An 18,592-nucleotide genomic window follows, 5' to 3' on the forward strand; every position below is an offset into this window, starting at 1 on the left:
GCTCACTTCTTGAGTAGGGCGTTGACATCGCTGTTGGCCTGGCCGAGCGCGGACTTCGCGTCGGCCTGCCCCAGCCAGACCCGGTCGATCTGGCTCTGCACGATGTCCAGGATCCGGTCGCCCTGGTCGGTGACCGGAAGCGAGAAGGTCTGGCCGAGGGTCTTCACCGGTTCGGTGAACACGCGCATGTCCCGACCGGCGGCCTGCTGCGCGGCCTCGGCCTTCTCCGAGGAGGAGGTGATCGCCGGGAAGACCACGGCCTCATTGGCGACGATGTCCTGACACTCGGTCGAGGACAGGAACTTCACCCACTGCCAGGACTCGTCCTTGTGCTTGCCGTTCGCGTAGATCGCGTCGGACAGGCCGTTGATCGGCGTCTTGCGCCCGGCCGGTCCGGTCGGCATGCCGGTGAAGGCGACCTTGCCGTCGGCCATGTAGGTCTTGGCCATCCACGAGCCGGCGATGGTCATCGCGGCCTTGCCGGACTGCACCAGTACGTCCTGGCCGACCTTCGACTGCTTGTCGTAGGGCGGCATGTACCCCTTCTTGATGAGCGAGGCAAACCAGTCGAGAGTCTGCACAAGCTTGGGGTCGGTGTAGTTGTACTTGGTGCCGAACGGGTTCTTGTCCACGTATTGGAAGCCGTTGGCGGCGGCGAACGGGCCCCACGAGTCCTGGCCGACCGCGCCGCCCTCGTAGTCGACGACCAGGCCGTAGGTCTTGACCTTGGTCTTGTCGAAGGCCGGGTCCAGGCCGTTGTGGCCGTTCTGGTCCACGGTCAACGCGGCCACCGTGCGGCCGAACTCGCCGCCGTCGTTCGGGTTCCAGTTCCACGCGTTCAGCGCCTCGGGGGTGATCTGCGCCTTCTGCGCCATCTCCTTGTTGTAGGCGACGCCCATCGTGCCCCAGTCCTTGGGCAGGCCGTAGCGCTTGCCGTCACGTGTCCACACGTCGGCCAGGTTGGGCTGGTACTGCTGCAGATCCACACTGTCCCGCTGGATGTAGGGGGTGAGGTCCTGGATCTGGTTGTTCTTCTGGAACTGCGGGAAGTAGAGCACCGAGTCGGTGAACACGTCCGGCGCGGTGCCCGAGACGACCTGCGTGGTCAGGTTCTGCCAGTACTGCGCCCACGCGGTCTGGGTGACCTCGACGCTGATCTTCGGGTTCTTCGCGTGGAAGGCGTCCGCGCACTTCTTGTACGCGGGGACCTGGTTGTCGTCCCACAGCGTGTACTTGAGCTTGACCGAACCGTCGCCGCTCCCGGACGAGCTGCTGGAGCCGCAGCCGGCGGCGACCAGCACCAGGCCGGCCACCACTGCGGAGGTCTTGACGACGGGCGATCTCAGCGAACGACGCGTCACGGAACGGGACATGGGCATCTCCTCGGGAATTTCACTTGAGGCCGGTGAAGTTGAGGCCGTTGACGATTCGCCGGCCGAAGACCACCAGCAGGATCAGCATCGGGATCACCGAAAGGGTGGAGGCGGCCATCAGGCCGGTCCAGTCGGGACGAGCGTTGGGGGACTGCTGGAGGAACACGCCGATGCCGGTGGTCAACACCCGGTGGTCCGAGTCGTTGCCGACCAGGAGCGGCCACAGGTAGTCCTTCCAGGACATCACGGCGGTGGTCAGCGCGATGGTCAGGATCGGACCCTTGCTCATCGGCAGCACCACCCGCCAGAAGATCCGCCAGTGGCCGGCGCCGTCGAGCATCGCCGCCTCCTCGATCTCGCGCGGGATCGACATGAAGAACTGGCGCAGGAAGAACACCGTGAACGGGGTCATCAGCAGGGTCGGCGCGATCATGCCGGCGAAGCTGTTCATCAGCCCGAGGTCCTTGACCGTCACGAAGTTGGGCAACAGCGTGAAGATCGGCGGCACCATCAGCGTGGCGACCACCACGCCGAAGGCGAACCCCCGGCCGCGGAACCGCAGTCGGGCCAGTGCGTAGCCGGCCATCGCACACGAGAGGGTCTGCCCGACCACGATCACGGTGGTGTAGATGATCGAGTTGCGGGTGTAGAGCAGGAAGTCCAGGTCCGCACCCGAGCCGCCGGCCGCGCGGCTCTCCTGGTCCGACGCCAGTCCGAGCACCCGCTTGAAGTTGGCGAAGGTGAAGTGCTCGGGCCACAGCGAGGTGCTGTCGGTGTAGAGATGGTTCCCGTCGGTCAGCGCGGTGCGCAACATCCAATAGAAGGGGAAGAGGGTCACCACGAGCGAGATGCCCAGGAGCAGCCAGGCCAGCGCGCGGCCCGGGGTCCATGGCTTCCGGCGTCGGGTCTTGCGGGTGGTCTCGGCGACCGGGGCGGGCGGCACGGCCTCCGCCGCCGGCCGGACCTGAGTGGATGTGGCCATGGTCAACCCCTCACGCCAGATCGGATGTCGAAGCGCGCAGCAGGCGCATCTGCAGCCAGGTCAGTCCGCCCAGGACGACCACCAGACACAGCGCCATCGCGGCGGCGTAGCCCATCCGGAAGTGGGTGAACGCCTCCTGGTAGATGTAGTAGTAGGCGACCCGGGTGGCATCGACCGGACCACCCTTGGTGGTCACCGCGATCGTGTCGAAGATCTGGAACGAGCCGATCACCGAGACCACCATCACCAGGGCCAGGATCGGCCGCAGCAGGGGCAGGGTGATCTTGAAGAACATCCGGATCTCGCCCGCGCCGTCCAGCGACGCGGATTCGTACAGCTCCCCCGGGATCTGCAACATCCCGGCGTAGAGCAGCAGGGCCACGTATCCGGTGCCCGCCCAGACGTTGACCATCGAGATGCTCGCGAGGGCTTCGTCCGGCGAGGCGAAGAAGCCGTGCGTATCGGCGCCGGACGAATCGAGCAGGTGGTTGACGAAGCCGAGGTTGGCGTCGAGCATCCACAACCAGATCAGGCCGATGGTCACGTTGGGCACCAGCCACGGCACCAGGAGCAGGGCGCGGACCACCACCGAGCCGGTGAGTCGGACCATGATCGCGGCGAGCATGAGGGCGACGACGACCTGCACGCCGAGGGTGATGAAGACGAAGTACGCGGTGACCTTGATCGCGTTCCAGAACTGCGGGTCCTTGATCACCTCGGCGTAGTTCTCGGTGCCGACGTACTTGGGGTCGGAGAGCAGGTTCCAGTCGGTGAGCGAGATCCAGATGCCGCGACCGGTGGGATAGAGGTAGAAGACCGCGAAGCCGATGAAGGCGGGCAGCAGGAACAGGCCGGCGGCCCGGGTCTCCTTGGCCCGGGCACGACTCTTCGCCGTGCCGGTCGGGCTCTTGCTGCGCGCCAGGGTCAGGCTCATGAGGCCAGCCTGGGCACGAGCCGCAGCGCGTTGTCCGCGTACACCTTGCGCAGCGCGTCCTGCGGCAGGTCGAGCCCGCTGATCGCCCAGCGACCCATCAGCGGCGGGTCCTGGTCGGAGTGCGGGAAATGCTCATCCGCGGTCTCCAGGAAGCGGAAGTGTCGTTGGTAGCTGCCCCTGTCCGGCGGGATCTCGTCGGTGCCGAACAACACCCGGTCGGGGTGCCGCAGGATCAGCTCCCTGGTCGCCCTGGGCTGCCTGCCCAACTCGGCGATCCGCGCCGCGATGTCGACGTGGAAGTTGGGGTAGGTGTCCAGCATCCGGCCGACCCACTGGAGGTTTTCCGGGTAGCAGCCCATGTGCACCCCGATGAAGGTGGTGTCCGGGTGCCGGGACACGGCGTTCTCCAGTGCCTCGACCAGGCGCTCGAAGCTGGGGAAACGCTCGTCGGCGAACGACCAGTCGGGTCGGGCCAGGAGCAGTTCCAGTCGTTCGTTGTGCTCGTCGATGGGGTCGAAGAAGGCGACGGGATCCGCGGTGTGGATCCAGATCGGCAGCCCGACCTCGCCCGCGGTGGCCCACAGGGGGTCCAGACGCGGGTCGTCGACCATCACCAACGTGCCGTCGTGGTCGTGCAGTTGCAGGCCCAGGTCCTTCCAGACCTTGAGCCCGACCGCGCCGGATTCGGCGGCCCGCCGGATGCCGGCCGCGATCCGTTCGGCGAATCCGGGGGTGTCCAGCTCGCGCCAGTCCACGTGGCAGAAGGTGGCGAACCGGCCGGGGTGGGCGAGGTCGTAGCGCTCCAGGTTCTCGTCGAGTTCCTTGCCCCAGCGCCCGTCCAGATTGACCATGCCGCGGATGCCCAACTCGTCCATCATCGCGATCAGGGCACCCACGTCGGGCACCACCCAGCCGCCGTCCTCGCTGAGCCAGCGGCCGAGGTGGATGTGCGCGTCCACGACCGGGAGCGAGGCCCGCTCGACCTCGTGCGCCCCGACGACGAGCCGCGAGCGCGGCGTGTACTGGGCCAGCGGCAGGTCCTTGACGTGCGCCGGCACGACTGTTTCGTGGGGGAAGTGCGGGATCATCTACTCGCTCCCTGTCGGGGTCGGACGGATCAGTTGCGGATGCCGTCGGGCAGCGCGGCGCCGTGTGCGACGATCAACTCGTCGACCAGATCCTGGATCTGCTGGAGCGTCAGCGTCGCGGACGCGTTCGGGTCGAGCATGGCGGCGTGGTAGACGTGGTCGCGGCGGCCCTCAAGGGCGGCACGCACGGTCAGGTCGCCGACGTTGAGGTAGTTCCGGTTGAGCGCGGCCAACTGCGGGGGCAACGCGCCGATCCGGGTGGGCTGGACGCCGGCCTTGTCCACCAGGCACGGCACCTCGACGAAGGCGTCCGAGGGCAGGTTGGTGATCAGCCCGTCGTTGATCACGTTGCCGTGCAGCACCCGCGGGGTGCCGGTCTCGGTGGAGTGGATGATCAGCGAGGCCAGTTCGTTGCCCGGCTTGATCTCCACGCCGTCACCCGCACGCAGTCCGGCGACCAGCGACTCGTAGGTGTCCAGGTTGTCCTGGAGCCAGTCCAGGTAGGTGCCGATCGGCAGCCGGAACTGCTCCACCTGGTCCTCGCGGGACAGGAACCACGGCAGGTACTCCGAGCCGTGCTCGCTGGACTCGGTCGGGAAGTAGCCGAAGCGGCGGTAGAGCTCGACCCGCACCCGGCGCTGCATCTCCGGGTTCGCCGCGATCACCTCGTCCAGGCGGGAGTACAGATCCTCGCCGTTGTGCTCGAAGCGCAGCACGAACGCCTGGTGGTTGACGCCGGCGGTGCGGAAGGAGATCTCCTCCTTCGGCACCCCGACCAGCTTGGCGAGCGTCGCCTCGGTGTCGCGGATCGAGTGACAGACGCCGACCACGTTCTTCATCCCGGTGCCCTCGTAGACCGAGCGCGGGATCATCGACATCGGGTTGCTGTAGGTGATCAGCACCGCGTTCGGGCACAGTTCGGCCATGTCCTTGCCGATCCCGACCATCACCGGGATCGTGCGCAGCGCGCGGAAGATGCCGCCGATGCCGAGGGTGTCGCCGATGGTCTGGCGCAGCCCGTAGCGGGCGGGGATCTCGAAGTCGAGGTGCGCGGCCTTGACCCCGCCCACCGCGATCTCGTTGATCACGTAGTCGGCGCCGGCCAGCGCCCGGCGGCGACCCAGGTGCGCCTCGACCTTGGCCCCGACGCCGAGGTGGTCGATCATCCAACGGGTCATCTGCTCGGCGGTGTTCAGCCGTTCGACGTCGATGTCGTGCAGCACGACGGTCATCTCGTCGGTCAGTTCGGGGTAGGTCAGCAGATCGGAGAGCAGGTTCTTGGCGAACGTGATGCTGCCGGCTCCGATGAGCACGATCCTTGCCATGTTCCAGTCACCTTCGTAATAGCGGCTTCGGGTCGGGCGGTTGACGCGGGGTCAGGGGCGCAGGATCGCCTTGACCGGGTGGCTGCCGCCGCGCATCAGCTCGGTGAAGATCTCCGCGCCGGACTCCAGCGGGTAGCTGGCGGTCCAGCCCAGGCCCCAGCCGCCGACGAGGTCGAGGGCCCGCTCGAACTCCTCGTTGGTGTAGGCGAACGAGCCGAGCACCCGCTTCTCGGTACGCACCAGCACGGTCGCGTCGAATCCGGCGTCGGCGCCGGCCAGGCCGAGCCAGATCGCCACGCCGCCCGGGCGCAGCAGCCGGACCGACTGCTCGTGCGTCTCGGCGGTGCCGACCGCGTCGAAGACCACGTCGTACTCGCCGGCCAGTTCGCCGCCGACCGTGTCGGCGCCCAACTTGGCCGCCATCCGCCGCCGTTCGGGCGAGCGGTCGGCGACCGCGATGCTCGCGGTCTGCTCGGTCGACGCGGCCAGCACGCAGACCAGGCCGATCGCGCCGGCGCCGATCACTCCGACCCGGGCGCCGGGGGCCACGTCCGCGAGCCGCCAGGCGTGGACCGCGTTGGCCGCCGGTTCCACCACCGCCGCCGCCTCCCACGACATGTCGTCGGGCAGCTTGTGCAGCGCGGCGCGCGGTACCGCGACCCGCTCGGCGAAGCCGCCGGGCAGGTGTACGCCGATGATCCGACGCTCGCGGCAGACCTGACGCAGGCCGGTCCGGCACAGGTCGCAGGTGCCGCAGGACAGGATCGGATTGACGGTGACCGAGATGCCGTCGTCGGTGACGCCGGCGAACTCGTGTCCCATCACCAGCGGCGGGATCCGGAAGCCGGGGGTGCGTACCCCGTGCAGTTCGCTGCCGCAGATGCCCGCGCTGCGCACGTGTACGAGGACCTCGTCCTCGCCCACTTCGGGTTCGGCAACGTCGTCCATCTCGACGGTCGAGGGCCCGGTGAACACGAGTGCCCTCACCGTCGTGCCCCCTGCGTCGTGGCGTCGCCGGTGCGCTGATTGCCCATCACGTGCACTCTCCATCTCGCCCTGGGGCGGGCGTTGGGTCGATCGTGGGGTCGCGGCGGTACTCGGCCGCGGGTGGAGGTCAGCCTCGGTAGGGGTGCGCGGCCTGGCCGCGCACCCCGGGCCGGAACGCGAACAACCGGCCGCCCAGCGGTTCCCGGTCGTCGGTCGCGGCCGTGGTCACGTACAGCACGTCCAGGTTCGGGCCGCCGAACCCGCAGTTCGTGACCCGGCGGGCCGGGACGGACAGGATCCGGTCGAGCCGGCCGTCGGGGGTGTAGCGGCGGATCGCGCCGCCCTCCCACAGCGCGACCCACACGCCGCCCTCGGCGTCGACGGCCAGCCCGTCCGGCCAACCGGCGTCGGCGGGGATCTCGACGAAGGGTCGGCGGCCGGAGACGGCGCCGGTGTCGGCGGCGTAGTCGGCGACGTCGATCCGACGGGTGTCGGTGTCCACGTAGTAGAGCAGTGTCTCGTCCGGGCTCCAGCCGATCCCGTTGGAGATGGTCACGTCCGCGAACACCTGTACCGGTCGCGGGTGTCGGTCGTCCTCGGTGGGTGGGTCCAGGCGGTACAGGGCGCCCGCGCCGGGGGTGTCGTCCTCCGCCTTGGTGCCGGCGAAGAACCGGCCGGCGCGGTCGCAGGCGCCGTCGTTCATCCGGTTGCCCGGTCGGTCGCCCTCCACCTCGGCGACGATCCGTACCTCGCCGTCGAGGTCGAGTACGGCGAACCCCTCGCGCACCGCGAGGGCGTAGCCGCCCGCCGCGCGCGGGACCACCGCGCTGACCGGTCGGCCGATGTCGTACCGGCCGTGCAGGTCGGTGTCCGGTACCAGGTAGTGGATCCGGCCCGCCGGGATGTCCACCCACAGCAGGCGTCCGGTGTGTCGGTCCCAGCACGGGCTTTCGCCCAGCACCGTCGCCGGCGGGGACAGCAGGGTCGGCCCCGCTCCCACGTCGGGAACGGAACCGCCGAGGATCACCCGCGCTCCGGCGATGTCTCGGCGCCGACCACCGGGTTGACCAGGAGTCCGATGCCCTCGACCTCGGTCTCCAGCACGTCGCCGGGCACGAGCCGGCGCGGCGGGTCCATGAACGCGCCGCAGCCCCACGGGGTGCCGGTGAGCACCAGGTCGCCGGGCTCCAGGGTGAAGGCGCGCGAGCAGTAGGACAACAGCTCGGCGATGCCGAACACCATTTCGGCGGTCGAGGAGTCCTGGACGGTCTCCCCGTTGACCCGGGTGCGCAGCGCCAGCGCCTGCGGGTCGGCCACCTCGTCGGGGGTGACCACGACCGGGCCCAGCGGACAGAAGGTGTCCAGGCTCTTCCCGCGCACCCATTGGCCGTCGGCGAACTGCAGATCACGGGCCGAGACGTCGTTGGCGACGGTGTAGCCGGCGATCGCCGCCATCGCCTCGTCCTTGTCCGCGTTGCGCAGCGGGCGGCCGATCAGCACGCCCAGTTCGACCTCCCAGTCCACGTCCTTGGTGAGTTCGGCGTCGACGACGATCGCCTCGCCGGTGCCGATCACGCTGGACGGGAACTTGGCGAACACCAGCGGACTGGTGGGCGGTTCGACGCCGGCCTCGCGGATGTGGTCCAGGTAGTTCAGGCCGATCGCAACGATCTTGCCCGGTCGCAGCGGCGCCAGGTAGCGCGTCGCGACGATCTCCTCGGCGGCGGCGTCGGCCGCCTCGCGCACCGCCTCGGGGCCGGCCGCGACCAGCGCACCGAGCGTGCCGTCGCCGGGCCCGTCGAGCCGATACAGCCCCCCGTCGCGCTCGACCACGGCCACCGGCCGTCCCTCGTACTCGACTGTCGCCAGCCTCATGCCGCTTCCCCGTCCTTCATCATTCCGTCTGACGGAATGCAATTCCAAGTGGCGAGGTGAGTAAAACAACGGCCAACGGGGGATGTCAAGAGACCCCCGAATCGGCCACTCGCCGATTCGGGGGTCCAAGGTAATTCGCTTACGGGCAGGGCCAGTTGGATCACGCTGCGTATCAGTAATCCAGCCCTTTAGGGACAACCGAACGGTATGTACGAGCAAGTCGTCACAGACCGCAGCCGACTCCCGAAGGCCGACCAACACAGCCCGTCCGGTGTTCGAGCCCGTCCGGCGTTTGCGGACGCCTCGGTCGCGGGCCGGGCCCGGCCCGCGACCGGGCCCACAGGTCAGCGACCTAGTCGACCGACCCCGCCCACTCCGCGACACGCGAGCGAAGCGCGTCGGCCAGCTCCGCGATCCGCGCCGACGTCATCCGCGACTTGAGCCCGGTCACGCTGATCGCGGCGGCGGGCGCCGACCGCCCCAGGAACAACGGCACCGCGACACACCGCAGCCCCAACTCGTTCTCCTCCAGGTCGGTCGCGTACCCGCGCCTGCGCACCTCGTCCAACTCGGCCGCCAACTTCGGCACCGACGTGAGCGTATGCCGAGTCGCCGCGCGTAGCGGCAACCGCGGCGTGGCCCATGCCCGCAGTGCCTCGTCGGTGGGATATGTCCAGGCCAGCAGGGCTTTGCCGACCCCCGTGCTGTGCGCCGGATTGCGCCCGCCGATCACCGACGAGAGCTTGACCGCGCCGGACGCCTCGACCTTGTCCAGGTAGACCACCTCGCCCACGTCCAGGATCGCCACGTGCACGGTCTCGTCGGTCAACCGACGCAGGTCGGCAAGGAGCGGATGGACCATCGTGCGCAGATCGATGTCGTCGTGGAAGCGAAACGCGGTGGCCAGCAGCTGACTGCCGATGAAGTACGGGCCGTTCACCTCGGGCTGGGTCGCGAACCCCCGGTGTTTGAGCGCCCCGAGCAGCCGATGCAACGTGCTCTTGGGCACGTCCAGATCACCCGCGAGTTCCTCCAGCGTGATACCTCGGGGCATTTCGCCCATCCGCATCAGGATCCGCAGTGCTCGATCCACGCTGATCACGGGCGAATCGCTGTTGCCGGTCAAGGTCCCCCCTAGGGACGAGGCATAAATGGGATGGCGTTCCGTCTAGTGGAATGATAGACCGTATCGCGTAATCGCTGATACCGTCCCGGCTCATCGGAGCCCATGGAGGAGAAGCGATGCGCGGACTCATCGGCAAGCGGGTGCTGGTCAGCGGCGGCAGCAGCGGAATCGGCCTCGCCGCCGCCCGCCGTTTCCTCGAGGAGGGCTGTCGCGTCTTCGTCAGCGGCCTCGACCCGACCGAGGTCGAACGAGCGGTCAACGAACTGCGCCCGCACGGCGACGTCGCCGGCGGCGCCTTCGACGTCAGCCGCGAGTCGGACGTGGCCGCGCTCATGGCGGCTGCCGTACGCGAACTCGGCGCCGTCGACGTACTCGCGAACAACGCCGGCATCGCCTGGCGCGAACCGTTCCTGGAGATCACCCCCGAGCACTTCGACAAGATGCTCGCGGTGAACCTGCGCGGGATGTTCCTGGTCGGCCAGGCCGTCGGCCGACACCTGGTCGCCCGCGGCGCGGCCGGGGTGATCGTCAACATGTCGTCCACGAACGGGATCGCGGGCGAGGAGGACTACGCGCACTACAACGCCTCCAAGGGAGGAGTCCTCCTGCTCGGCAAGACCATGGCGGTCGAACTGGGTCGGCACGGGATCCGGGTGAACACCCTGTGTCCCGGATACATCCGTACACCACTCAACGCCTCCATCGCCGGCGCAATGACCGACGGCGACTTCGAAACCGACTACATCAAGGACCGGATCCCGCTCGGCCGGGCCGGCCTGGCCGAAGACGTGGCCGCCGCCTACGCGTTCCTCGCCTCCGACGACGCATCCTTCGTACACGGCGCGGAGTTGGTCATCGACGGCGGCCAACTCGCGGTCATGTAGCCCGAGTTCGCCCGGCCACGCGTACCCGCCGGGTGGCCCGGCGCCACGCGGCCACGCGGCCACAGCATGACCCGCAGCACCCAGCACCACCGCACCTCCCGTACGACCCGACACCGCCGCGCCACCCGGCACCCGGCACCCGGCACCATCGCAGCGCCTGAACCACCCGAACCACCCGCGCCACCCGGCAGCCCCGCACCACCGCTCCACCCGGCACCAGCGCAGCGGCGCCCGAACCACCCGCGCCACCCGACAGCCCCGCTGGAGCCGCCCGTTCGACCGAGGGAGAGCACGTCGCATGCCCCTGTCCACGGACCTGATCGATCGCCTGAGCGCGATCGTCGGCGCCGAACACGTCCGGCACGCCGCCGGTGAACTCGTCCCGTACGCACGCGACGCCACCCCCCTGTTCGACCGGCTCCCGGATGCCGTGGTCTTCCCGGCCGACACCGCCGAGGTGGCCGCCGTACTGCGCCTGGCGACCGAACACCGCGTCCCGGTCGTCCCCCGGGGCGCGGGCTCCAACCTGTGCGCCGCCACCGTCGCGCTCGACGGCGGCATCGTGCTGGTCACCACCCGGATGAACAGGATCCGCGAGATCAGCCCGGCCGAACTGCTCGCCGTGGTCGAGCCCGGCGTGACCACCGCGGCGCTCGCGACCGCCGCGACCGGACACGGCCTGCTGTTCCCGCCCGACCCGGGCAGCCGTACGGTCTCCACCGTCGGCGGCAACGTCGCCACCTGCGCGGGCGGCCTGCGCGGACTCAAATACGGCGTCACCCGCAACTACGTACTCGGCCTGGAGGCCGTGCTGCCCACCGGCGAAGTGATCCGCACCGGTGGCCGGTTGTGGAAGGACGTGGCCGGCTACGACCTGACCCGGCTGCTCACCGGCTCGGAGGGGACCCTCGCGGTGATCACCGAGATCACCATCGCCCTCCTCCCGGCCCCCGCCGACACCGGCACCGGGCTTGCCTACTTCCCCGACCTGGCGCACGCCGGCCGCGCGGTCGGCGACATCCTCTCGGCCGGCATCGTGCCCGCGACGCTCGAATTCCTGGACCGCAGCTGTATCAACGCGGTCGAGGACTTCGCCCACCTGGGTCTGCGCCGGGACGCGGGGGCCCTGCTGCTGTTCGGCGACGACGGCGCCGCCGACGCGGTCACGCGCGATCTGGCCCGGATGGCCGAACTGTGCGACGCGGCCGGTGCCACCGAATGGACCCTGGCCGAGGACGTGGCGGGCGCCGAGGCACTGCTCACCGCACGCCGCTGTTCGCTGCCCGCACTGTCCCGCCTCGGCTCGCTGACCATCCTCGAGGACGCCACCGTGCCGCGCCCGAGGATCGCCGAGATGGTCGACCGGATCGACACGATCGCCGACAAGCACGACGTCACCATCGCCACCTTCGGCCACGCCGGCGACGGCAACCTGCACCCGACCTGCGTGGTGGCCGACCCGAACGACACGGAGTCGGTCGAGCGCGCGCACGCCGCGTTCGACGACATCTTCCGCACCGCGATCGAGCTGGGCGGCACGATCACCGGGGAACACGGCGTCGGCGCCGCCAAGTTGCCCCACCTGCGGGCCCAACTCGGGGACGATCAGCTCGACTTGCTGCGCCGCATCAAAACCGCCTTCGATCCGGCCCGCATCCTCAATCCCGGAAAGCTCGGCTCATGACCGGTGTATTCGATCCCGAGGAACTCTCCCGCTGCATCTCCTGCGGGTTCTGTCTGCCGGCCTGCCCGACCTACGCGGAGACCGGCGACGAGGCGTCCTCGCCGCGCGGCCGGATCAATCTGATGCGGGCCCTGGAAACCGGAAAGCTCGACGCCGACGATCCGGTCCTGCTCGAACAGTCCTCGGCCTGCCTGGGCTGCCGGGCCTGCGAACCGGTCTGCCCGGCGGGTGTGCCGTACGGCTCGCTGCTCGAACAGTGGCGCGAACACCAGTGGCGCGGTCGGCAACGCCCGCCACTGGCCCGGCTGTTGACCGTCGTGGTGAGCATGCCACCGGTGGTCCGGGCGATGGGGTGGGGACGGTACGTACTGCCCGCCGCACGAAAGCGCGCGACCGCTCCTGCTGCCAAGACCCCGGCCAAGACCCCGACCCCAGCCGCCGCGAGCGCCAGGGCAGCCGGCGAGCAAGTCCCGGGCGCGGGCGCCTCGTTGATGCTCGGCTGCTTCGAACGCGCGATGTTCCCCAGGGTGGCCCGGGCCGCCCGGAAGTTGTTGCCCGGCCTCGCCGTGCCCGACAACCAGGGATGTTGCGGCGCGCTGCACGCGCACAACGGCGAGCTGAAGAAGGGGCGCGTCATGGCCGAACGCCTCGGCGAGCAGTTGCCCGGCCGGATCGTCACCACCTCCGGGGGCTGCGCGGCGCACCTGGCCGACGTGATCGGCCGGGATCGGGTCGCCGAACTGTCCGAGGTGGTCGACGTATCCGAGCTGCCCGAACGCCGGGTGGCCGGCCGCCGGGTCAAGGTCACCCTCCAGGACTCCTGCCACCTGCGCAACGGCCTGGGCGTCTGGCGCGAACCACGCGAACTCCTGGCCCAGGTCGCCGACTTCGTGGAGACCCCGGGCGCCGGGGAGTGCTGCGGCGCGGCCGGCACGTACTCCCTGCTCCGGCCGATCGAGTCCCGCCGGATCCTGGATCGCAAGCTGGACGCGATCGAGGCGACCGGCGCCGATGTCGTGGTCGCGGTCAACCCGGGCTGCCTGCGTCAGCTGCGCACCGGGCTGCGCCGGCGAAAGTCGCGGGTGCGCGCGGTGCACCTGGCCGAGTTCCTCACCGAGGCGGACGGCGGCGCGCGCGTGCGCTGACCCACCGCGCCGATCCGCCGGCGCCCACCCGCTTCCGGCCACCGCGCCGACCCGTCGGGCCCGCGCCCGCGGGCCGCGTTCGACGCATGCGACTCCACACGGGGGGAGCCGCGTGCGTCGTGCCCGGTCCGCGGGCGCGGGCCGCTCCCCTTCATGGACCGCTCCCCTTCTATAGGTGCGGCTTCTTCTATAGGTGCGGCTTCCACTTCCATAGGTGCGTCGCCCGGTTGCCAGGTGCGTCGCCCGGTCGCCGGCCCCCGCCCCGCCCCCGCCGCATCGCGTTCCGTCACCCCCGCGTCGCGCAACCCGCGCCGAACCCGCCACCACCTGGGCTTCTCCGCCGCCGGCCGAGGACCCGAACCGCATTCGGCCCCGATCGCCCGAAACCCTATGACGCAGGTCACATCGTGCGTACCGATTGTCAGGAACTCGCACGCACCGTAAACCGAGTTTTCCCGATTCTCACTCGGCGTGATTTCGATATCGGCAATGCGTAACCGATTCGGGCACAATGCGTACGGCTCTCGGGACTTTCGGTCCCGTTATTCCACCCTTCCGACCCGATTCTTCGGTTTCGGCGAATCGTGATGTTTGGATCCGCGTCGGGTGTGTGCGTAGCTTGGTGCTCCGCCACACCGGTCCGGTGCTCGGCGGAATGCGTCTCCCGGTTCGCCGAATCCTGCCGCCGGAGAGGCCACGGTACGAAACCCGAAAGGCAGGAGCGGGGGAACCAAGTGGAACGCCGTCCCGGGCGTCCGCGACAACGCGGATATCCGAACGGCTTGGGGTGAAGCCGTGCCCGACTCCTCGCACGACGAGGAGCCGAACACGGCCGGGCGAGACTCTCCAGCCCGAATCCGACAGCTCACTTCGTAGGCGTGGGAGAAGGAAAATCTTCGTGCAGTCGTTCATCACCCCTGCCCGCAAGCCCAAGAACGCGCGTCTCGCGCTTACTCTCGGCCTGGCCGGCGCGATCGTCGCCGCCCCGCTGATCACCGGTTTCGCGACCACCGCGAACGCCGCCCCCGTCTCCGTGTGGGACAAGGTCGCCCAGGGCGAGAGCTCGGGCAACTGGTCGATCAACACCGGCAACGGTTTCTACGGTGGCCTGCAGTTCACCCAGAGCACGTGGAACGAGTTCGGCGGTCAGCAGTACGCCCCGCGTGCCGACCTGGCCACCAAGGAGCAGCAGATCGCCATCGCCGAGAAGGTCCTGGCCGTCCAGGGTCCCGGCGCGTGGCCGAACACCTCGGGCCCGGCGGGCCTGACCAAGGGCATGGCGACCCCGGGCGTGACTCCGAGCGCCAAGTCCGGCTCGGCCAAGACCACCGTCAAGGTCGCCCCGAAGGCCGCCGAGAAGCCGGCCGACGCGCCGACGACCGCCCCGGCCCCGAAGATCGAGGTCGTCCCGGCCGCCGAGGCCACCGCCGCCACCACCACGTACTCCGTGGTCAAGGGCGACAGCCTGTCCAAGATCGCCGCGGACAAGGACATCGCCGGCGGCTGGCACAAGCTGTACGCCGACAACAAGGCCGCCATCGGTGGCAACCCGGACCTGATCGACATCGGTCTGAAGCTCTCGCTCGCCGGCAAGGCCACGGCCGCCGCCAAGACCGAGGCCCCGGCCGCCAAGACCGAGACCAAGACCGAGTCGCTGCCGTCGGCGTCGGTGCAGGTGGCCCCCAAGGCCAAGGCCGCGGACACCACCAAGGACACCTCGGCCAAGGCCGGCAGCACCGCGGTGAACTCGTCCGGCTACGTCGCCCCCGTGAACGGCGCCCTGGGCACCGCGTTCGGCACCAGCGGCAGCATGTGGTCCAGCGGCAGCCACACCGGCCAGGACTTCGTGGTCGGCACCGGCACCCCGGTGAAGGCGATCACCTCGGGCACCGTGGTCAGCGCCGGCAACGGCGGTGCGTACGGCAACGAGATCGTGATCAAGCACGCGGACGGCAAGTACTCGCAGTACGCCCACCTCTCCAGCATCGGCGTCCGCGCCGGCGCCACGGTGAGCACCGGCCAGCAGATCGGCCTCTCGGGCGCGACCGGCAACGTGACCGGCCCGCACCTGCACTTCGAGATCCGCACCACCCCGAACTACGGCAGCGGCATCAACCCCGTCACCTACCTGCGCGCGCACGGCGTCAACCTCTGATCGTCGCGTCACCGGGCAGTTCCGTAGTACGGCAGTAACGCAGCACGGCAAAAACGCAGTAGCGCAGTAACGCGGTAGCCAAAGGGCCGGGCCCGTCGACCACCAGTCGACGAGCCCGGCCCTTGCGGCGTTCCGGCCCGGCGAGCGCCCCGGTCGCAAACCGCAACCGATTCTGCACAACCCCGACCAAGACAGCCCGTCCGGCGTTTGAGGACGCCTGGGCCGCAGGCCGCGCCGGGTCCACGACGGAGCCCGAACGCCGGCCGGGCCGCATTCGGCCCGGCCGGCGTTCGGTATCCCCGGTGCCGCGCCCGTCGCGGAGCGCGGCACCGGTGTCCGACCGCGCTTGAGAACACCCCATCAAGCCCGGCCGGCGTCCGGTATCAACCGGCTCACCGGCGATACAGCACCGCCTCCGGCGCCGCCGCGGTCAGCGTGACCGGCTTCGGGTGGACCGGCACCGCCGCTCCCGGCCGGTCGTTCCGGTCCAGCACAAACGCCCGGTTGATCCCGTTCACCGTGATGGTGGACCCGGGATCGACCCCCTTCACCGTGCGAATCGCCACCACCTCGACGATGTCCGACGCCTTGGTCCCGTGCGGGAGCCGTACCGTCGTCGCCGCCGGCAGGTCGCGCTCGAGGGACCAGTCCGGCCGGCCGCGGTCCGAGCGGTACAGGGTCGCGTCACCCTTGATCCGCACGCCGAGCGCGACGCCGTTCCAGCCGGTCGCGCCGGGCGGCTTGGCCGACGTGGTCTTGCGGACCACCGCGTACAGGTAGTCCTGCGGGTCGGCGATCAGCGTCGTGGTGTCGGCCGGCGGGTCGGCGACCACCCGGCCCTCGCGGCGCATCTCCTTGGCCATCACCGGATACACCCATGGGTGCCGGTCCATGATCTCCTCGCGCGCGGTCTTGGTCGGGTCGGCCAGCCGCTCCATCGCCGACGGCGCGAACCGCATCGGGTCGTCCACGACATCGCACATGTTGTTGTTCAACGTGCAGGTCTGCAGCAGCGGATGGCCGTCCTCGTAGCGCCCGGTGAACGGCTGGGTGCCGTGCTCGGCCGACTGGAAGAACGCCGTGCCCGGCACCACCTTGCCACGGCCGTCCACCTCGACGTGGTACACCCACTCGATGTCGGTGGTCCGACCCCAACGGGCCATCAGGGCGGGCGTCGAGGTACCGCCGTCCTCGTTGCTCCAGATGATCGAGTAGGTCAGTATCCGATGCCCGGCCGTGGGCGCCGGCGCCTCCTGGGACCAGGCCAGGATGGGTGTGTCGGTGACCGCGTTCTGGAACGGGCCGGTCGCGCCGCCCGGGTTGTTCGGGATGTTTCGGCCGTACAGGATCGGCGCATTCGCCGCCACGGCGTGCCGCCGGTCGCCGACCGCGATGTTCTCGGTACGCAGTCGGGAGATCCGCACCACGGTGCCGCCCGGCGAGCGGTCCTCGGCGAACTTGACGCCGAGTTCGTGCCGGCCCTTGCGCAGCGCGCCGAGCGCGAAGCTGCGCTCGGTCGGCTCGTTGCCGAACACCACCACGTCGCCGGCGGGCCGCCCGTCGACGAACAGCTGTACGACCGCCGACTCCGCGCCGGCCTTGCCCCAGTCGACGCCGGGCGCGGCCAGGGTCAGCGTGACCAGCGCCTCGCCGTCGCGCCCGGTCCGGAACGGGACCACGACGGGACGGCCGCCACGCCGCACGGAGAACGTGCCGTGCGCGTCGGCGGATTGGGCCGAATCGGCCGACTGGGCCGACTCGGCCGACTCGGCGGCCTGGGCCGCCGGGACCGGACCAACCAGGCCGACCGCGGCGGCCAGTACGGCGCCGGCCAACACGGCGCGGCGCGGCCCTTGGATGCGAGATCGAGCGAACACGAGCAATCCCCCGAACAAAATCGGCGAGCCTGACCCGCCCACCGTGGCCGGCGAAGGGCTCGCGGGCCAACCCCCGCGCGGTCGAATTCCACCAACCGTCACCGCCGGGCCCACGTCCCGACACGCACCGGCCACGCATCCCTCGGCGACGCGCCCGATGTCCGATTCGTTCAAGACCGGTCGCGGTCGGACACCTAGCGTCGAGACATGCAATGGATCACGGATGAAATGCTCGCGCGGGCCGAACAGTTCCTGTGGACATCCGGTCGCGTGCTGGAACAGCGCCGCTTCGCATACCTGTTCGGCGATCGCGAGGCGCCCGCCGGGGTGCTTGCCGCGCTGGACGCCTACCTGACCCCGGACGGGGGCTACGCGTACGGCCTGGAGCCGGACGTACGCGGACCCGTACCGCACCCGGCCACCCTGCGCACAGCGATGCCGGTCCTGGTGGAGACCGACGCGTTGCGCGACGCGGCCCGGATGTCCCGGCTGTGCGACTGGCTGGCGAGCGTGTCCACGGAGGTCGGTGGGGTGCCACCGGCGCTGCCCGCGCTGCGCGACTACCCGCACCCGCCGTGGCTGGTGGTCCCGGAGCCGCCGGTGGCCGGCCTGATTCCGACCGGCTGGATCCTCGGGCCGCTGCTCCGGGCCGGGGTCGAACACGCGTGGGTGACGGCGGCGACCGAGTTCTGCCACACCGCCGTGGAGAAGTTGGCCGACACCCACCCGTACGAGATCGAGGCCGCGGTCACCTTCCTCGACCACACCCCCGATCGGGCCTGGGCCGAGCGGCAGTCCCGCCGGCTGGGCGAACTGGTGCGCGAGCAAAGGCTGGTCCTGCTCGACCCGGCGCACCCGGACCGCGCCCGACTCGCCCCCGGCTACGCGGTCGGCGAATACCACCTGCCGCACGACTACGCCCCACACCCGGACAACGTGGCCCGGACCTGGTTCACCGACGCGGAACTGCGGGTGGGCCTGCGCGCGTTGGCCGAAGCCCAAGAGGCCGACGGGGGCTGGCCGATCCGCTGGGCGGAGTGGTCCCCGACGGTACGCGTGGAGTCCCGCCCCGGCGTCACGATCGAGGCGCTGAACATCCTGCGCGCGTGGCAGGGGGCGGTGCCGCCGACGCAGGGCTGAGGCCAGGACACCTCGGT

Annotated in this window: 15 protein-coding genes and 1 riboswitch; of the genes, 5 read left to right on the forward strand and 10 right to left on the reverse strand. The window is 70.1% G+C overall.

Annotated elements, in window-relative coordinates; translation table 11 throughout:
• Positions 1-2: 2 nt before the first annotated feature.
• The 9 genes from ABIA38_RS24145 to ABIA38_RS24185 form a co-directional block, all read right to left on the reverse strand.
• Entirely contained in the window at positions 3-1,373 is a 1,371-nt protein-coding gene (locus tag ABIA38_RS24145; RefSeq protein WP_424640882.1) for an ABC transporter substrate-binding protein, read from the reverse strand.
• A 19-nt stretch (positions 1,374-1,392) separates the two neighbouring features.
• Positions 1,393-2,355 carry a carbohydrate ABC transporter permease gene (locus ABIA38_RS24150; protein ID WP_424640883.1) on the reverse strand — a complete coding sequence of 321 codons (963 nt, stop codon included), beginning with the start codon at positions 2,353-2,355 and terminating at the stop codon, positions 1,393-1,395.
• Between the two features lie 10 nt (positions 2,356-2,365).
• Positions 2,366-3,289: a carbohydrate ABC transporter permease gene (locus ABIA38_RS24155; RefSeq protein WP_424640884.1), complete on the reverse strand. Its 924-nt coding sequence runs from the start codon at positions 3,287-3,289 to the stop codon at positions 2,366-2,368.
• Positions 3,286-4,377, reverse strand: coding sequence for an amidohydrolase family protein (locus tag ABIA38_RS24160; protein ID WP_424640885.1), 1,092 nt, complete (start codon positions 4,375-4,377; stop codon positions 3,286-3,288). Before ABIA38_RS24160 ends, ABIA38_RS24155 begins: the two co-directional genes overlap by 4 nt.
• 29 nt (positions 4,378-4,406) lie before the next feature.
• On the reverse strand, positions 4,407-5,702 hold the full coding sequence (locus ABIA38_RS24165; protein ID WP_424640886.1) for an alpha-glucosidase/alpha-galactosidase: 1,296 nt from the start codon (positions 5,700-5,702) through the stop codon (positions 4,407-4,409).
• Positions 5,703-5,753: 51 nt separating this feature from the next.
• Positions 5,754-6,689, reverse strand: a complete 936-nt coding sequence (locus ABIA38_RS24170; protein ID WP_424640887.1) for a zinc-dependent alcohol dehydrogenase — start codon at positions 6,687-6,689, stop codon at positions 5,754-5,756.
• A 127-nt stretch (positions 6,690-6,816) separates the two neighbouring features.
• Entirely contained in the window at positions 6,817-7,689 is an 873-nt protein-coding gene (locus ABIA38_RS24175) for an SMP-30/gluconolactonase/LRE family protein (RefSeq protein WP_424640888.1), read from the reverse strand.
• Positions 7,690-7,712: 23 nt separating this feature from the next.
• A complete protein-coding gene (locus ABIA38_RS24180) occupies positions 7,713-8,564 on the reverse strand; it encodes a fumarylacetoacetate hydrolase family protein (RefSeq protein ID WP_424640889.1) in 852 nt (283 codons plus the stop codon).
• 352 nt (positions 8,565-8,916) lie between these two features.
• Entirely contained in the window at positions 8,917-9,690 is a 774-nt protein-coding gene (locus ABIA38_RS24185) for an IclR family transcriptional regulator (protein ID WP_424640890.1), read from the reverse strand.
• A gap of 116 nt (positions 9,691-9,806) precedes the next feature.
• On the opposite strand from ABIA38_RS24185, the gene ABIA38_RS24190 reads away from it, so the two are divergent.
• The 4 genes from ABIA38_RS24190 to ABIA38_RS24205 all read left to right on the forward strand — a co-directional run bounded on the left by ABIA38_RS24190 (position 9,807) and on the right by ABIA38_RS24205 (position 15,558).
• The gene (locus tag ABIA38_RS24190) at positions 9,807-10,574 is read left to right on the forward strand and encodes an SDR family NAD(P)-dependent oxidoreductase (protein WP_424640891.1); all 768 of its coding nucleotides are present in this window, start codon (positions 9,807-9,809) and stop codon (positions 10,572-10,574) included.
• A gap of 298 nt (positions 10,575-10,872) precedes the next feature.
• On the forward strand, positions 10,873-12,258 hold the full coding sequence (locus tag ABIA38_RS24195; protein ID WP_424640892.1) for an FAD-binding oxidoreductase: 1,386 nt from the start codon (positions 10,873-10,875) through the stop codon (positions 12,256-12,258).
• Positions 12,255-13,403, forward strand: coding sequence for a (Fe-S)-binding protein (locus tag ABIA38_RS24200; RefSeq protein ID WP_424640893.1), 1,149 nt, complete (start codon positions 12,255-12,257; stop codon positions 13,401-13,403). The genes ABIA38_RS24195 and ABIA38_RS24200 overlap by 4 nt, the downstream gene beginning before the upstream one ends.
• A gap of 696 nt (positions 13,404-14,099) precedes the next feature.
• Positions 14,100-14,297, forward strand: a riboswitch (cyclic di-AMP (ydaO/yuaA leader).
• Between the two features lie 4 nt (positions 14,298-14,301).
• On the forward strand, positions 14,302-15,558 hold the full coding sequence (locus tag ABIA38_RS24205; protein WP_424640894.1) for a transglycosylase family protein: 1,257 nt from the start codon (positions 14,302-14,304) through the stop codon (positions 15,556-15,558).
• A gap of 392 nt (positions 15,559-15,950) precedes the next feature.
• Here ABIA38_RS24205 and ABIA38_RS24210 read toward each other — a convergent pair whose 3' ends face one another.
• Complete coding sequence (locus tag ABIA38_RS24210; protein WP_424640895.1) at positions 15,951-17,435, reverse strand: hypothetical protein; 1,485 nt, start codon at positions 17,433-17,435, stop codon at positions 15,951-15,953.
• A gap of 207 nt (positions 17,436-17,642) precedes the next feature.
• Here ABIA38_RS24210 and ABIA38_RS24215 point away from each other — a divergent pair, with 207 nt between their 5' ends.
• Entirely contained in the window at positions 17,643-18,575 is a 933-nt protein-coding gene (locus ABIA38_RS24215) for a hypothetical protein (RefSeq protein ID WP_424640896.1), read from the forward strand.
• Positions 18,576-18,592: the final 17 nt, after the last annotated feature.

Source organism: Embleya sp. AB8, from assembly GCF_049739465.1.
In the GTDB taxonomy this organism is placed as follows: Bacteria; Actinomycetota; Actinomycetes; order Streptomycetales; family Streptomycetaceae; genus Embleya.

Coding starts and splice junctions, on each gene's coding strand:
- ABIA38_RS24200 (WP_424640893.1), top strand. CDS start 12,255: ATGACCGGTGTATTCGATCCCGAGGAACTCTCCCGCTGCATCTCCTGC.
- ABIA38_RS24145 (WP_424640882.1), bottom strand. CDS start 1,373: ATGTCCCGTTCCGTGACGCGTCGTTCGCTGAGATCGCCCGTCGTCAAG.
- ABIA38_RS24180 (WP_424640889.1), bottom strand. CDS start 8,564: ATGAGGCTGGCGACAGTCGAGTACGAGGGACGGCCGGTGGCCGTGGTC.
- ABIA38_RS24150 (WP_424640883.1), bottom strand. CDS start 2,355: ATGGCCACATCCACTCAGGTCCGGCCGGCGGCGGAGGCCGTGCCGCCC.
- ABIA38_RS24195 (WP_424640892.1), top strand. CDS start 10,873: ATGCCCCTGTCCACGGACCTGATCGATCGCCTGAGCGCGATCGTCGGC.
- ABIA38_RS24160 (WP_424640885.1), bottom strand. CDS start 4,377: ATGATCCCGCACTTCCCCCACGAAACAGTCGTGCCGGCGCACGTCAAG.
- ABIA38_RS24215 (WP_424640896.1), top strand. CDS start 17,643: ATGCAATGGATCACGGATGAAATGCTCGCGCGGGCCGAACAGTTCCTG.
- ABIA38_RS24165 (WP_424640886.1), bottom strand. CDS start 5,702: ATGGCAAGGATCGTGCTCATCGGAGCCGGCAGCATCACGTTCGCCAAG.
- ABIA38_RS24155 (WP_424640884.1), bottom strand. CDS start 3,289: ATGAGCCTGACCCTGGCGCGCAGCAAGAGCCCGACCGGCACGGCGAAG.
- ABIA38_RS24190 (WP_424640891.1), top strand. CDS start 9,807: ATGCGCGGACTCATCGGCAAGCGGGTGCTGGTCAGCGGCGGCAGCAGC.